The sequence below is a fragment of the Zoogloea sp. genome (genome assembly GCF_023150065.1).
Lineage (GTDB): Bacteria > Pseudomonadota > Gammaproteobacteria > Burkholderiales > Rhodocyclaceae > Zoogloea.
In genome coordinates this window covers 513850-528867 of record NZ_JAKLLN010000001.1, presented here as the reverse complement: position 1 = coordinate 528867, position 15018 = coordinate 513850, and the positions used below count along the sequence as shown (strand labels likewise).

At 66.1% G+C, this 15018-nt stretch carries 14 protein-coding genes and 1 other RNA gene; 2 read left to right on the top strand and 13 right to left on the bottom strand.

The annotated features are described in order from the left end of the window. Window positions 1-4: 4 nt before the first annotated feature. The 13 genes from murC to L6Q67_RS02480 all read right to left on the bottom strand — a co-directional run bounded on the left by murC (window position 5) and on the right by L6Q67_RS02480 (window position 13759). Window positions 5-1399 (bottom strand): UDP-N-acetylmuramate--L-alanine ligase, encoded by a 1395-nt coding sequence (murC, locus tag L6Q67_RS02540; protein ID WP_296564759.1) that lies wholly within the window; start codon window positions 1397-1399, stop codon window positions 5-7. Between the two features lie 22 nt (window positions 1400-1421). Beyond that, on the bottom strand, window positions 1422-2480 hold the full coding sequence (gene murG / locus L6Q67_RS02535; RefSeq protein ID WP_296564754.1) for an undecaprenyldiphospho-muramoylpentapeptide beta-N-acetylglucosaminyltransferase: 1059 nt from the start codon (window positions 2478-2480) through the stop codon (window positions 1422-1424). Further along, the gene (gene ftsW / locus L6Q67_RS02530) at window positions 2480-3715 is read right to left on the bottom strand and encodes a putative lipid II flippase FtsW (RefSeq protein ID WP_296564751.1); all 1236 of its coding nucleotides are present in this window, start codon (window positions 3713-3715) and stop codon (window positions 2480-2482) included. Before ftsW ends, murG begins: the two co-directional genes overlap by 1 nt. Then, the gene (murD, locus tag L6Q67_RS02525) at window positions 3712-5106 is read right to left on the bottom strand and encodes a UDP-N-acetylmuramoyl-L-alanine--D-glutamate ligase (RefSeq protein WP_296564748.1); all 1395 of its coding nucleotides are present in this window, start codon (window positions 5104-5106) and stop codon (window positions 3712-3714) included. Before murD ends, ftsW begins: the two co-directional genes overlap by 4 nt. A gap of 6 nt (window positions 5107-5112) precedes the next feature. Continuing rightward, entirely contained in the window at window positions 5113-6201 is a 1089-nt protein-coding gene (mraY, locus tag L6Q67_RS02520) for a phospho-N-acetylmuramoyl-pentapeptide-transferase (RefSeq protein WP_296564745.1), read from the bottom strand. 60 nt (window positions 6202-6261) lie between these two features. Then, window positions 6262-7638 carry a UDP-N-acetylmuramoyl-tripeptide--D-alanyl-D-alanine ligase gene (gene murF, locus L6Q67_RS02515; RefSeq protein WP_296564742.1) on the bottom strand — a complete coding sequence of 459 codons (1377 nt, stop codon included), beginning with the start codon at window positions 7636-7638 and terminating at the stop codon, window positions 6262-6264. After that, entirely contained in the window at window positions 7635-9098 is a 1464-nt protein-coding gene (locus tag L6Q67_RS02510) for a UDP-N-acetylmuramoyl-L-alanyl-D-glutamate--2,6-diaminopimelate ligase (protein WP_296565194.1), read from the bottom strand. Before L6Q67_RS02510 ends, murF begins: the two co-directional genes overlap by 4 nt. Window positions 9099-9151: 53 nt before the next feature. Continuing rightward, complete coding sequence (locus tag L6Q67_RS02505) at window positions 9152-10909, bottom strand: penicillin-binding protein 2 (RefSeq protein WP_296564740.1); 1758 nt, start codon at window positions 10907-10909, stop codon at window positions 9152-9154. Further along, window positions 10906-11172, bottom strand: coding sequence for a cell division protein FtsL (ftsL, locus tag L6Q67_RS02500; protein WP_296564737.1), 267 nt, complete (start codon window positions 11170-11172; stop codon window positions 10906-10908). The genes L6Q67_RS02505 and ftsL overlap by 4 nt, the downstream gene beginning before the upstream one ends. 1 nt (window position 11173) lies before the next feature. Next, complete coding sequence (gene rsmH, locus L6Q67_RS02495; RefSeq protein ID WP_296564734.1) at window positions 11174-12103, bottom strand: 16S rRNA (cytosine(1402)-N(4))-methyltransferase RsmH; 930 nt, start codon at window positions 12101-12103, stop codon at window positions 11174-11176. Further along, the gene (mraZ, locus tag L6Q67_RS02490) at window positions 12100-12546 is read right to left on the bottom strand and encodes a division/cell wall cluster transcriptional repressor MraZ (protein ID WP_296564731.1); all 447 of its coding nucleotides are present in this window, start codon (window positions 12544-12546) and stop codon (window positions 12100-12102) included. The genes rsmH and mraZ overlap by 4 nt, the downstream gene beginning before the upstream one ends. Window positions 12547-12897: 351 nt before the next feature. Continuing rightward, an RNA gene (rnpB, locus tag L6Q67_RS02485) (RNase P RNA component class A) lies at window positions 12898-13287 on the bottom strand. Window positions 13288-13330: 43 nt separating this feature from the next. After that, the gene (locus tag L6Q67_RS02480) at window positions 13331-13759 is read right to left on the bottom strand and encodes a hypothetical protein (RefSeq protein WP_296564729.1); all 429 of its coding nucleotides are present in this window, start codon (window positions 13757-13759) and stop codon (window positions 13331-13333) included. A 211-nt stretch (window positions 13760-13970) separates the two neighbouring features. On the opposite strand from L6Q67_RS02480, the gene L6Q67_RS02475 reads away from it, so the two are divergent. After that, the gene (locus L6Q67_RS02475) at window positions 13971-14486 is read left to right on the top strand and encodes a hypothetical protein (RefSeq protein WP_296564727.1); all 516 of its coding nucleotides are present in this window, start codon (window positions 13971-13973) and stop codon (window positions 14484-14486) included. Continuing rightward, window positions 14483-14971 carry a YMGG-like glycine zipper-containing protein gene (locus tag L6Q67_RS02470; RefSeq protein WP_296564724.1) on the top strand — a complete coding sequence of 163 codons (489 nt, stop codon included), beginning with the start codon at window positions 14483-14485 and terminating at the stop codon, window positions 14969-14971. Before L6Q67_RS02475 ends, L6Q67_RS02470 begins: the two co-directional genes overlap by 4 nt. Window positions 14972-15018: the final 47 nt, after the last annotated feature.

The following is a 15018-nucleotide window of genomic DNA, read 5'->3' as shown; positions in this document are numbered from 1 at the left end:
GTCCTCAAACCTCGCCACTCACCAGTTTGCCCGGCACACCGCCGATACTGCCGGCACCCATGGTGATCACCACGTCGCCATCCTGCGCCGAGGACAGGATGGCCCCCGGCATGTCTTCAATGCTCTCCACGAACACCGGCTCGATCTTGCCAGCCACCCTCAGGGCGCGGGCCAGGGAGCGGCCGTCGGCTGCCACGATCGGGGCCTCGCCGGCGGCATACACCTCGCCCAGCAGCAGCGCATCGACGGTGGACAGGACCTTCACGAAGTCCTCGAAACAGTCCCGGGTGCGGGTGTAGCGGTGGGGCTGGAAGGCCAGCACCAGGCGCTTGTCGGGAAAGGCGCCGCGGGCAGCGGCAATGGTCGCGGCCATCTCGACAGGATGGTGACCGTAATCGTCGATGAGGGTGGCCGATCCGCCGCCCGGCAGCGCCACCTCGCCGTAACGCTGGAAGCGCCGGCCCACACCCTTGAACTCGGACAGGGCCTTGACGATGGCTTCGTCCGACACGCCGACCTCGGTGGCCACCGCGATGGCGGCCAGGGCGTTGAGCACGTTGTGGCGGCCCGGCAGGTTGAGCTCGACCGACAGGCGGCTGGTGGTGCCATTGACGCGCACCACATCAAAGCGCATCCGGCCTTCCTCGGCGTGGATGTTCTCGGCACGCACGTTGGCGGACTCGGAGAAGCCGTAGCGGACGATCTGCTTGGACACCAGCGGCATGATGGACCGCACATGCTTGTCGTCGTCACACAGCACCGCCACGCCGTAAAAGGGCAGGTGCTGGAGGAAATCCACGAAAGACTGCTTCAGGCGTGCAAAGTCGTGCCCATAGGTCTCCATGTGATCGGCATCAATGTTGGTGACCACCGAGATCACCGGGGTCAGCAGCAGGAAGGAGGCGTCGGACTCATCCGCCTCGGCCACCAGAAAATCACCCTTGCCCAGCCGCGCATTGGCCCCCGCCGCATTGAGCTTGCCGCCGATGACGAAGGTGGGGTCGAGCCCGCCCTCGGCCAGGATGCTGGCCACCAGCGACGTGGTGGTGGTCTTGCCGTGGGTGCCGGCGATGGCGATGCCCTGCTTGAGGCGCATCAGCTCGGCCAGCATCTGGGCGCGGGGAACCACCGGGATGCCCTTGGCCCGGGCGGCGATCACCTCCGGGTTGTCCCCCTTGACGGCGGTGGAGGTCACTACCGCGTCGGCATCCGACACATTGCCGGCGTCGTGCCCCTGAATCACCCGGGCGCCCAGCGCCTTCAGGCGGCGGGTGGCGGCGTTGTCGCCCAGATCGGAGCCACTGACGCCGTATCCGAGGTTGAGCAGCACTTCGGCAATGCCGCTCATCCCGGCACCGCCGATGCCCACGAAATGGATGCTTCTGACTTTGTGTTTCACGTTCTGTCCTGTTGAATACTCTTCACGCAGCGAGGCCGGCGCACACGTCGGCCACCCGTGCCGTCGCGTCCGGCCTGGCCCGCCCCCGCGCCTTCTCGGCCATGCCCAGCAAGCGCGCGCGGTTCATCTCTTGCAGCAGCGCCGCCAGGCGCTGCGGTGTCAGTTCGGTCTGGGGCAACAGCACGGCAGCGCCGGCATCGGCCAGAAAACGGGCGTTGCCGGTCTGGTGGTCATCAACCGCGTGGGGGAAGGGCACCAGCACGCTGGCCACCCCCACTGCCGCCAGTTCGGCCACGGTCAGGGCACCGGCACGACAGATCACCAGATCGGCCGCGGCATAGCGCTCGGCCATATCGTCGATGAAGGGCAGCAACTCGCCGCTGACCCCGGCCGCCTGATAGGCCGCCTTCAGGGCCTCGATCTGCTTGCTGCCCGCCTGATGCGTGACCTGCGGGCGATCCTCCGGTGCCAGCAGGGCCAGGGCCCGCGGCATCGCCTCGTTGAGGGCTGCAGCGCCCAGGCTGCCGCCGACGACGAGCACCCGAAGAGGGCCGCTACGCCCTGCAAAACGGACGGCCGGAGCGGGCACCGCGGTGATCTCGGCACGCACCGGGTTGCCGGCCCATTCACCTTTTTTCAGCACATCGGGGAAACCCGTGACCACCTTGTCGGCCACCCCCGCGAGCACGCGGTTGGCCAGCCCGGCCACCGAATTCTGTTCGTGCACCACCACCGGCTTGCCCAGCAGGGCAGCCATCATGCCGCCAGGGAAGGTGACATATCCGCCCATGCCGAGCACCACATCGGGCTTGATCCGGCGGATCTGCCCAAGGGCCTGGGCAAAGCCGCGCAACAAGTTGAGCGGCAGCAACAGCTTGCGCAGCAGGCCCTTGCCCCGCAGCGCGGTGAAGCGCACCCAGGCCACCTCGTAGCCACTGGCCGGCACGATGCGTGCCTCCATGCCATCGGGGTTGCCCATCCACACGACCTTCCAGCCCCGGTCGCGCAGGGCGTCCGCCACTGCGAGCCCCGGGTAGATATGGCCGCCGGTACCACCGGCCATGACCATCAGGGTCGGCATCAGGCGTTACCCCCACGCATGATCTGGCGGTTCTCCCAGTCGATCCGCAGCAGGATCGCCAGGGCCACGCAATTGGCCAGGATTCCGGAGCCGCCGAAGCTCATCAGGGGCAGGGTCAGGCCCTTGGTGGGCAGCAGGCCCATATTGACGCCCATGTTGATGAAGGACTGCACGCCGATCCAGATGCCGATGCCCTGGGCCACCAGGGCCGCATAGGTACGCTCAAGGGTCACGGACTGCTTGCCGATGGCAAACGCCCGCTGGATGAGCACGGCGAAGAGCGCGACAACCAGAAAGACACCGGCAAAGCCAAGCTCTTCGGCGATCACCGCAAGCAGAAAATCGGTGTGAGCCTCGGGCAGGTAGAACAGCTTCTCGATACTGCCGCCCAGCCCCACGCCAAACCATTCCCCCCGCCCGAAGGCGATCAGGGCATGGGACAGCTGGTAGCCCTTGCCATAGGCGTCCTGCCACGGGTCCATGAACCCCAGGATGCGCTGCCGCCGATACTCGGAGAAGGTGATCAGGAGCACGAAGCCGATCGTTGCGACGATGGCCAGCAACACGAACAGGCGCACATTGATGCCACCCAGAAACAGCACACCGAAGGCGATGGCAGTGATCACCACGAAGGCGCCGAAGTCGGGCTCCTTCAGCAGCAGGAAACCGACAAACAGGATCACCCCGGCCATGGGCATGAAGCCCTGCTTGAAACTGCCCATCAGCGGCAGTTTGCGGGCCGTGTAATCGGCGGCATAAAGCGCGGCAAACAGCTTCATCAGCTCGGAGGGCTGCAGATTCACCACCCCCAGGGGCAGCCAGCGGCGGGCGCCGTTCACGTCCCGCCCGATGCCGGGAATCAGCACGATCAGCAGCAGCACGACCCCGGCGATGAACAGCCACGGCGCCATCTCCTGCCAGGCACGCATGGGGATCTGGAACACCACCACCCCGGCAATCACCCCGATGGCCAGGAAAACCGCGTGGCGGATCAGGAAATACGCCGGTTGATGGCCGAACATGCGGCTGCCTTCGGCGGTGGCGATGGATGCGGAGAAGACCATCACCAGGCCCAGCAGCAGCAGGGCTGCTGCCGACCAGATCAGGGCGGGGTCGAGCTCCCGCGGTTGTCCGTTGGGACGCAACAGACGCCCGACGGCCTGGCTTGTCACCGGGGCGGTATCACCAACACCATGGCGGGCAAAGAAACCGGAGAGGCTGGCAGCAAGTTTCATGCGGGGCTCACTCCGGGCAGACGGCGCACCGCATCGATGAAGACCTGGGCGCGATGGGCATAGTTGCGGAACATGTCGAGGCTGGCACAGGCGGGCGACAGCAGCACCACGTCGCCGGCCTGGGCCCGGGCGTTGGCTTCGAGCACGGCGGCGTCCATGTCGGCTGCGTGAATAAGGGGCACCTCACAGCCATCCACCGCTGCGGCAATGGCCCCGGCGTCGCGCCCGATCAGCACCACGGCGCGGGCGTAGCGGGCGAAAGCATCCTTCAAGGGGGAGAAATCCTGCCCCTTGCCATCCCCGCCGGCGATCAGCACCACGTTGCAACGCAGCCCTTCAAGAGCCGCCACCGTCGCGCCGACATTGGTGCCCTTGGAGTCATCGTAATAGCTCACGCCATCCTCGCGCTCGGCCACCTTTTCGACCCGGTGGGGCAGGCCACGGAAGGCCTTCAGGGCGTCGATCATCGGTGCCCGAGGCAGGCCGGCGGCTTCACCGAGGGCCAGCGCCGCCAGGGCATTGGCCACGTTGTGGCTGCCGGCGAGGGGAAGTTCGCTGCGGCGCAGGAGCTTTTCGCCTCCCCGCGCCAGCCAGTCACCGCCCTCGGCATCGATCACGCCGAAGTCGTCAGGGCCGGCAGGGGCATCAACACCAAAAGTGAACACGCGGCGCCCCGGCAGGGCCATGGCGGCCACCCGGGCATCCTGCCGGTTGAGCACCTGCACACCTTCGCCATGGAACACCGCAGCCTTGGTGCCGGCGTAGTCGTCCATGCCGGCATAGCGGTCCAGGTGGTCGTCGGTCACGTTGAGCACTGTCGCGGAGACAGCCCGCAGGGCGGGAGACGTTTCAAGCTGGAAGCTGGAAAGCTCCAGCACCCACGCAGCCGGCGGCGGCTGGCCGGTATCCTGGCGTGCCATCAGCACATCCAGGGCGGCGGGGCTGATGTTGCCAGCCACCACCGCGTCGACGCCCGTCGCCTTGACCATCTCGCCAAGCAGGGTGGTGGTGGTGGTCTTGCCATTGGTGCCGGTGATGGCGATGACGATGGGTCGCGACTTGAGGCCCGGCTGTGCCAGCGCCTCGGCCAGCAGATCCATCTCTCCAATCACCGGAATGCCCCGCGCCCGGGCGGTGCTCACCAGAGGCTGACGGGGGTCGAGACCGGGACTGATGGCGATACGCCCGACACCATCCAGCAGCACATCCGAAAACGCCCCGACGATCAACTCCGCCCCCGGGGCATCGGCACGCAGGCGCTCGACGCCCGGCGGTGTCTCGCGGGAATCGGCCACCCGCAGGGCCACGCCCTGACGGGCAAGCCAGCGGGCCATGGCCAGGCCGGACTCGCCAAGGCCGAGAACAAGGGTGAGAGGCGCGATGTGTGCCATGTCCGTTCAGCGCAGCTTGAGGGTGGACAGGCCGAACAGCACCAGCATGATGGTGATGATCCAGAAGCGGACGACCACCTGGGTCTCCTTCCAGCCACCCAGCTCATAGTGGTGATGCAGGGGCGCCATGCGGAAGATGCGCTTGCCCCCGGTGTACTTGAAGTAGAGCACCTGCACCATCACCGACAGGGCCTCGGCCACAAACAGGCCGCCCATGATGAAGAGCACGATCTCCTGACGCACGATCACGGCGATGGTGCCCATGGCCGCCCCCAGGGCCAGCGCGCCCACGTCACCCATGAACACTTCTGCCGGGTAGGCGTTGAACCACAAGAACCCCAGACCGGCACCGGCGATGGCGCCGCAGATGACGGCCATCTCACCCGCACCCGGGATGTAGGGCACGCCCAGATACTTGGAAAAGCCCATGTGCCCGGCCACGTAGGCAAAGATCGCCAGCGCGGCGCTGACCATCACGGTGGGCATGATCGCCAGGCCGTCGAGGCCGTCGGTGAGATTGACCGAGTGGCTGGTGCCGTTGATGACGAAGTAGGTCAGGATGATGAAGCCCAGCACGCCCAGGGGGTAGCTCACTGCCTTGAAGAAGGGCACGATCAGCTCGAGCTGGGCCGGCAGGGTGGCCGTCAGGCCAAGAAAGGTGGCCGCCGCCAGGGCGATGGCCGAAGTCCAGAAATACTTCCAGCGGCTCGCCAGCCCCTTGGGGTCGCGATATACCACCTTGCGCCAGTCATCCACCCAGCCCACGGCACCGAAGCCGAGGGTGACGAAGAGGACGACCCACACGTACTTGTTGCTCAGATCACCCCACAGCAGGGTTGTGACCGAGATGGAGATGAGGATCAGCGCACCGCCCATGGTCGGCGTACCGGCCTTGGTGAGGTGGGACTTGGGGCCATCGTCGCGCACCGCCTGACCGATCTTCTTGGCAGCCAGCCAGCGGATCACCGGCGGCCCGAAGACCAGCGACAGGAGCAGCGCCGTCCCCGCCGCCAGCATGGTGCGCAGGGTGATATAGCCGAACACGTTGAAAAAACGCGCGTCCTTGCCGAGCCACAGGGCCAGTTCAAGCAGCATGGTGCTTCTCCGATCGCGTTACGGAAGAAACCGCACCCACCTCTGCGCTACACACAATCATCAAACCTTCTCCGCGATGGCGTCCACGACCCGTTCCATCTTCATGAAACGCGAGCCTTTCACGAGCACCACCGTATCTGCATTCATTTCCGCCTTCACTGCGGCGACGAGATCGTCGAGCCGGGTGAAGTGGTGTCCGCCTTCTCCGAAGTTGCGCGCAGCAACCTCGCTCATCTCACCCAGCCCGAACAGGAAGTCGACACCTTCGCTCTTGGCGTAGCCACCGATCTCGTCGTGGTACTGGAAACTCTGATCACCAATCTCGCCCATGTCGCCGACGACCAGGATCTTGCGGCCCGGCGTGGCCGCCAACACGGCGATGCCCGCGCGCATGGAGTCGGGGTTGGCGTTGTAACAATCGTCGATCACCACCGCACCACCCAGCCCCTTGCGCAGGTGCAGGCGTCCCGGGGTACCCGCGTAGCCGCCCAGCCCGTCCGCCACCGCGGCGAGGGAGGTGCCCGCGGCCAGGCAGGCCGCAGCGGCCGCCAATGCGTTGCGCACGTTATGCTGGCCCGGCACCTGCAACCGGAACTGGATAACGCCCTTCGGCGAGTTCAGCACCACATCGCTGGCAAAACCATGGGTGGTACACCGGGCACTGACGTCCGCATCGGGCGACAGGCCGAAGGTGAGCGTACGACGGCCTGCGTTGGCCGACTTCCAGTACGCGGCAAACGGATCATCCAGGTTGATCACGGCAACGCCGTCTGAGGACAGGCCTTCGTAGATCGCGCCTTTTTCCCGGGCCACCTCGTTGACGCTGCCCATGCCCTGAAGATGGGCACGCTGGGCGTTGTTGACGATGGCCACGGTGGGCCTGGCCAGGTGGGTGAGATAGCCGATCTCGCCGGGATGGTTCATTCCCATCTCGATTACCGCCGAGCGATGATTGCCCGACAGGCGCAGCAGCATCAGCGGCAGGCCGATATCGTTGTTCAGGTTGCCGCGGGTAGCCAGCACCGCCAGATCGGGGTCGAAGCCGTCGATGCGGGCCTGGGCGCGCAGGATCGCCGCGCACATTTCCTTGACGGTGGTCTTGCCATTGCTGCCGGTGACACCGATCAGGGGCAGGTCGAAGCGGCGACGCCAGCCTGCGGCGAGGCGACCGAGCCCCAGGCGCGTATCTTCAACCACCAGCAGCGGCAGGGGCACCGGATGGGTTGCCGCCCAGGCACGATCGACCATCGCAGCAACGGCGCCCTGGGCTGCCACGGCATTGACGAACTCGTGGCCATCAAAACGATCGCCGCGCAGGGCAACGAACAGCTGTTCGGGCTGAATGGCACGGGAGTCGGTGCTCACCGAGCGGAAAGCAACGTTTCCGCCCACCGCAGTGCCACCGGTGGCCAGCGCGGCCTCCTGGAGATCCATCATGAAAGGGCTCCCTGGGCGTCATTCCAGGCTTCGAGAGCAGCGCGGGTCTGCTCGACATCGGAAAAGGGGTGACGCACGCCGTTGATCTCCTGGTAAGGCTCATGCCCCTTTCCTGCGATCACGACCACGTCGTCGGCGGCGGCGGCAAGGATGGCGCGACGGATCGCCTCGGCACGATCGGGCACGACCTCGGCCCCGGTGCCCGCACCGGCGACGATGTCGCGGAGGATCTGGGCCGGGTCTTCCGCACGGGGGTTGTCACTGGTGAGCACGACCTGATCGGCCAGCCGGCTGGCCAGCTCCCCCATCATGGGGCGCTTTCCCGGGTCGCGGTCGCCACCACAGCCGAACACGCAGACGAGCCGGCCATTGCGCGCCTTCACGGTGGCCCGGACGGCCGTCAACACCTGTTCGAGGGCATCGGGGGAATGGGCGTAGTCGACCACCACCAGGGGCTCGCCAATCCCTCCCAGGGTCTGCATGCGCCCCTGGGGCGGGGTGAGGCCTTCGGCCACCATCGCAGCGTCTTCAAGGGTGAAACCCGACGCCATCAGCGTGCCGATGACCGCCAGCAGGTTGGATACATTGAACTGCCCGACCAGATGCGGATACATGTCAGCCGCATCGTTGCCACACCGGGCCGTGAAGCGGATGCCGGCCGCCGTGGTGGTGAGGCGATCGGCCACCAGCAGGCGATTGACAGGTGCAGCGTCGGCATTGCTCGGAAACAGGGTGTAGCCGATCACCTCAAGGCCCTTGCCGGCCAGGCGCCGGGCCTGCTCCATGCCGAAGCGATCATCGAGATTGAGCACCACCGAACGCAGGCCCGGCATGTCGAACAGCCGGGCCTTGGCGACACCGTAGTTCTCCATGCTGCCGTGATAGTCCAGATGATCGCGGGTCAGATTGGTGTGCACCGCCACATCAAAACGCAGGCCATTGAGGCGCCCCTGATCGAGACCGATGGACGAAACCTCCATGGCCACGGCATCGGCACCGGATTCCCGGAAATGGGCCAGGGTCTGGTGCACGGTGAGGCTGTCGGGCGTGGTGTTGAGACTCGCCGACAGGGCGCCGGGAAAGCCGATACCCAGGGTGCCGATGACACCGCACTTGCGGCCAAGGGCAGCAAAGGCCCGGGACAGCCATTGGGTCACCGAGGTCTTGCCGTTGGTGCCGGTCACGCCCACCGTCCACAAGGTTTCGGACGGACGCCCGTACACCTCGTTGGCCAGATGACCGGACAGGGCCGAAAGGCCCTCCACCGGCAGATTCGGCACCGGCAGGCTCCCGTCCCAGGTGTATCCATCCCGCTCCCACAGCACCGCCGCAGCGCCGGCATGGACGGCGCTTTCGATGAAGCGGCGACCATCGACGCGCAACCCCGGAAAGGCCAGGAAGACATCGCCCGCCAGCACCTGGCGGGAATCCGCACACAGACGCCGGGGCTCCACCCCCATCGCGACCAGCGCGTCGAGGACGCGACGGACCTGCTTCTCGGTGATCTCGAGGCTCACATGGCCTCCCGCACGACAGGCTGGGATGCGCCCTGACGGGCCACCTGCAGCGGCTTGAGGGGCGCGTCGGGCGCCACACCCAGCGAGCGCAGGGCCCCCGCCGTGACCTGGGAGAAGATCGGAGCGGCCACATCACCACCGTAGTGCTTGCCATTGCTGGGCTCGTCGATCATCACGGCGACGATCAGACGCGGGTCGGAGATCGGTGCGATCCCCACAAAGGAGGCCACGTACTTATGGGCGTAGCGACCGCCCACCAGTTTCATGGCGGTGCCCGTCTTGCCGCCAACACGGTAGCCAGGGACGCTGGCCTGGGGTGCGGTACCGCCCTGCTGAACCACCAGTTCGAGCATCTGCCGCACTTCCCGCGCGGTCTGCGGCGAGAAGACACGGGTGCCATGCACCGGCGGCGCATCCAGGCGCGACAGGGACAGGGGAACGAGATCGCCGTCGCGGGCAAACACCTGGTAGGCATTGGCCATCTGCATCAGATTGACCGACATGCCATGACCGTAGGACATGGTGGCCTGCTCGATGGGCCGCCAGGCCTTGGCCGGACGCAGGCGCCCGCCCACCTCACCCGGGAAGCCGAGCTTGAGCGGCGAGCCGAAGCCGAGATCGTCGAGCATCTTCCACATGGTCTCCGGCGGGAAGCTCAGCGCCATCTTGGCCGCGCCGATGTTGGACGACTTCTGGATGACCTGGGCCACCGACAGGGCGCCGTGGGGGTGGGCATCGGAAATGGTGGCGGAACCGATGGTCATCCGGCCCGGCGCACAGTTGATGATAGTGTTAGCGGTGACCTTGCCCTTGTCCAAGGCCATCGCGGCGGTGAACGGCTTCATGGTCGAGCCGGGCTCGAAGGTGTCGGTCAGGGCCCGGTTGCGCAGCTGGTCACCGGTCAGCTTGACCCGGTTGTTAGGGTTGTAAGTGGGTGCGTTGGCAAGGGCCAGCACTTCACCGGTCTTGGCATCCAGCACCACCACGCCACCGGCCTTGGCCTTGTGGTCGTTCATGGCCTGCTTGAGTGCCGCATGGGCCAGGTACTGGATCTTGTTGTCGATGGACAGGGCCACCTCGCGGCCATCCTGGGGCAGGCGGATCGACTGCACGTCCTCGACCACGTTGCCGCGCCGGTCCTTGACCACGCGGCGGGAGCCCGGCTTGCCGGCAAGTTGGGACTCGAAGGCCAGCTCGATGCCCTCCTGGCCCTTGTCGTCAACGCCGGTAAAGCCCAGCACGTGGGCCATCACGTCGCCACCGGGGTAAAAGCGGCGATACTCGCGCTGATCGTGGATGCCTGGCAGCTTGAGCGCGGCGATGCGATCCGCGAGCTCGGGCGACACCTGACGCTTCAGGTAGATGAAGTCCTTCTCGCTCGACAGCTTCTGGTTCAGTTCATTGACACCAACCTCCAGCAACCCAGCCAGCTGGCGGGTCTGCGAGGGGTCGAGGCGGGCATCCTCGGGGATCGCCCACACGGATTTGACGGGCGACGACACCGCCAGCACGTCACCCTGCCGGTCGGTGATCTTGCCGCGGGTGGCGGGCACCTCGAGCACCCGCGCGTAGCGCGACTCGCCCTTGGCCTGCAGGAACTGGTCATGCACCCCCTGCAGGTAGGCCGCCCGCCCCACCAGGGCCAGGGAACCACCGAGCAGGCACAGCAGCACGAAGCGTGGCCGCCAGGCCGACAGCTCGGAACGCAGGAGGGGGTTGTGATTGAAGGTGACGCCCTTCTTGACCTTTTTCATGGCCGCTCCTCGATAGCGATGATCTGCCCCGATTGCGGGGGGCGCATCGCGAGCTTTTCGCGAGCGAGTTTCTCGATCCGGGCGTGGGCAGCCCAGGTGCTCTGCTCCAGCTGCAGCTGCCCCCACTCGACCTCGAGCTGATGGGAACGCTGCTGCTCCCGCTCAACGGCCGTGTACAGCTTGCGGGCCTGGTGCTGGGACGCGACCACCCCCAGGCTGCTCGCCACCACCAGCATCACGAGAAATCCGGTCAGACGGGCCATGTCATGCCTCCGTCCGCTCGGCGATCCGCATCACCGCACTGCGGGATCGGGCATTGGCCGCCACCTCGGCATCGGACGGACGCACCGCCTTGCCCACCAGCCCCAGCCGGGGCTTGGGCAGGTCGGCCGCACGCACCGGCAGGCGCGCCGGAAGCTGCGGCGGCCGCGACTCGTCACGCATGAAGCGTTTGACGATGCGATCCTCGAGGGAGTGAAAACTGATCACCACCAGACGGCCTCCGACCGCCAGTGCTGCCACCACCTGGGGCAGGACTAGCGACAGCTCCTCAAGCTCTTGATTGACGCAAATCCGTAGAGCCTGGAAGGTGCGCGTCGCAGGGTGCTGACCCGGCTCGCGTGTGCGGACCGCTTTTTCCACGAGCGCGGCAAGCTGTCCAGTGGTTGCAACATGCCCCCCTGCCCGAGCAGCAACAACCGCCTTTGCAATCTCATAAGCAAACCGTTCTTCACCGTATTCCCTCAGCACGCGGGTTATATCTGCAACCGGCGCTTCCGCCAGCCACTCCGCCGCGGTCACGCCGCGGGTCGTATCCATACGCATATCCAGCGGCGCATCGAACCTGAAGCTCATGCCCCGCTCGGCTTCATCCAGCTGGGGAGAAGACACCCCCAGATCCAGCAGAACGCCGTCCACCTTCTCCACACCCCGCTCCGCCAGCGCCTCGGCAAAGTCCGAAAACGGCGCGTGCACCAACTCGAAGCGGGGGTCCTGCACCGCCTGCCCGGCGGCCACGGCTACCGGATCGCGGTCAAAGGCAATCAGGCGCCCCGACGGTCCGAGCCGGGCCAGAATTTCCCGGCTGTGACCGCCGCGGCCAAACGTACCGTCCACGTAAACACCGTCCGGCCGAATGGACAGTGCCTCCACTGCCTCATTCAGCAGCACGGTGATGTGCGGGGCGGCGCTCACAGCGGCAGGGTTTCCCAGCCTGCCGGCAAGAGATCGGCGCCGAGGGCGAAGATCTGCTCCTGCTGCTTCTGCCAACCCGCATCCGACCACAGCTCGAAGTGATCGCCCTGCCCCACCAGATGCACCTGCTTCTCCAGCAAACCAAAAGTGCGCAGCTCCGGCGCGATCAGCACCCGCCCCGCCGAGTCCATTTCCTCTTCCCGGGCAAAACCCACCAGGAGACGTTTGAGCAGGGCGGAGTGGTTTTCAAGGCTGGAGCCCGCAAGAACCTTGTTGCGGATCGGCTCCCATGCGGGGGCGGGGTAGATCAGGAGACAGCGATGGGGGTGAGCCGTGAGGACGAGCTGGTTCTCGGCGAGCTTGGCGAGCGCGTCCCGATGCCGCGCCGGTATCGCCAGGCGACCCTTCGCATCGAGAGTGAGCGCTGCTGCGCCTTGAAACATGTTTCCCCCACTTCTTCACCCGAACGAGCAGGAAAAACTCACTTTCTCCCACTTTCGTCCACTTCACCCCACTTTAGAGCAAAAGAAATACACGGTCAAGCTGACCGGAACGTAAATCTCTTTTGGACACAAGCACTTAGAAGACGGGAGCGGGCTTTTGAAGAAATCCGCTTATAAATCAATGACCCTAGAAAACATTGCAAAAGTGCTTGATTAATCGCTGCAGACCAGCCTCAAGATGAAGGAGGCCATCACCCTTCAGGGATGCGGGGGTAAAAAAGCGTTTCGCGGCGCAACATTGCGAAACAAAACAGCGGATCGGTGGGGAAAAGTGGAATGAACCGGGGGGAGTTGGGAAGTCCGCCGATAAGCCGGGTTCTGTCGAGAAGGCCTGTTTGGAGACCGGCCTTCCGGGCAATCATTCCTCTGGTCGACGCGTTGCCGCGCCGCTCTAGCAGCCTACCCGGGGACTCCGCGAGCAGCGTCAACGTCCCCCTATTTGGCCTTGCCCCGGATGGGGTTTACCGTGCCGTCCGTGTCACCACGTCCGCGGTGGGCTCTTACCCCACCGTTTCACCCTTGCCTGATCTCCGTGAGGAGCCATCGGCGGTCTGCTCTCTGTTGCACTTTCCGTCGCTTTCACCCGAAGGCTATGGCGCCCGGCCGTTAGCCGGCATCCTGCTCTATGGGGCCCGGACTTTCCTCGATGCGCGAACGCACCGCGATTGCCTGGCGAACTTCCCGGCCGGGAGTATAGCCGCTGCCGACCGGTCGCGCCCCGGAATCAATCGCCACCCCGCAGGTCGGCAGCCTGCTCCACCACTTCGGCAATCACGCAGTCCAGGCGGGAGCGAAACTCCGGAGCCCTGGAATTCCCCCAGGCGGTGATCGAATCCCCCACCGATATCCCCACATCCAGCTCGCCACAGCCACCGGCACCTGCCAGCCCGGGCAGACGCCCGGCCACCCGCCGCCCCAGACGCCCGCCACCGGCAAAGACCACCACCACATCATCGGAGCGCCGGTCCACCCCCAGACTACGAACACCGATGGCCCGCAACGCCGGGCCGTGATGCACCTCGACATGCTCGGCAATGGCCGGATTGTTGGACGGACGCCCCGTCTGCGCAGCCTTCTGCTGGAGGAAAAGCACGACCCCCACGGCCAGCAGGGTCACGATGCAGAGGGCGACAACCAGCTTGCGTACATCCATCGAACAGCCCTGTCAGTAAAGGATTCAACATTCTCCCCAGCCGGCGGCCACAACGCAGCCAAATCGGACACATTCCTGATGCGGTCGACTGGTAAGCAGATTTTACAGACCGCCTCCTGCTTGCATCTGCTTACGTCTGTGAAGCGCCGGTACACATATGCGGGCGAAGTCGGTGCTGGAATGAGCATGCAACCCTTTCCGGAGTTCCTACATGTACTCGCCATTTGTCCGTTCAGCGACGGCGCTTCTTTCGCTGGCCGTGGCCGGCATCCTGACCGCAGCGCCCGCCGAAGCGGGCGGACGATACGGCGGCCCGCTTCGGGGCTATCCATCCGGCCACTGGCATGGCCACCGCAACGACTTCAACAGTCTATGGTGGATTGCCGGCACCGGCCTGCTGCTCTACCCCTTCGTCACCCCACCGCGGACCGTCGTCATCGAGCAGCCCGAACCCGTCGTCGCCCCTTCTGCCCCGGCGCCACAGCACTGGTATTACTGCGACAGCGCGAAAGCCTACTACCCCTACGTGGAGAGCTGCGCCGAAGGCTGGCGCGCGATGCCCTCGACCCCGCCGGCCACTCCAGCCCCTGCGCCGGCAGCCAGCGGTACCTGGTATTACTGCGACGCGGCCGGCGCCTACTACCCCTACGTCCAAGAATGCCCGTCCGGCTGGCGTGCAACGCCGGCCACCTCCGGCAGCCCCGTCCCGCAGGGAGCCCGGCGATGAAACACGCCCTCCCCCTCACTCTGCTGGCGCTGCTGGCGGGCTGTGCCAACCTGCCCGACGGCCCCCGGGTCGCCGTGATGCCCGCCCCCGGCAAGCCCTTCGACGTGTTCGTTGCCGACGACCGCCTGTGCCGCAACTTCGCCGCCCAGTCCATCGGCACGGCACCCAATGAGCTGGCCAACCGCAATCTCGTCGACAACGCCGTCGCCGGCACCGCCATTGGCGCAGCCGCAGGGGCACTTGCCGGCGGCCAGCACGGCGCCGCAACAGGCGCCGCCATCGGCATGGTGGCCGGTACCGCCAGCGGCGCCGGCCAAGCCTCCTTCAGCGGCAGCGAGGCCCAGCGCCGCTACGACATCGCCTACCAGCAATGCATGTACGCCAAGGGCAACCAGCTGCCCGGCAGCACCTACCGCTACCGCGCAACACCGCTGCCGCCCCAGGCCTACCCCTACCCACCTCCTCCTCCACCGCCGCCGCGCTGAGCTCCCGCGGCGGGTGACTTCCCCTGCGCCGTCCGGCACAATCCCGG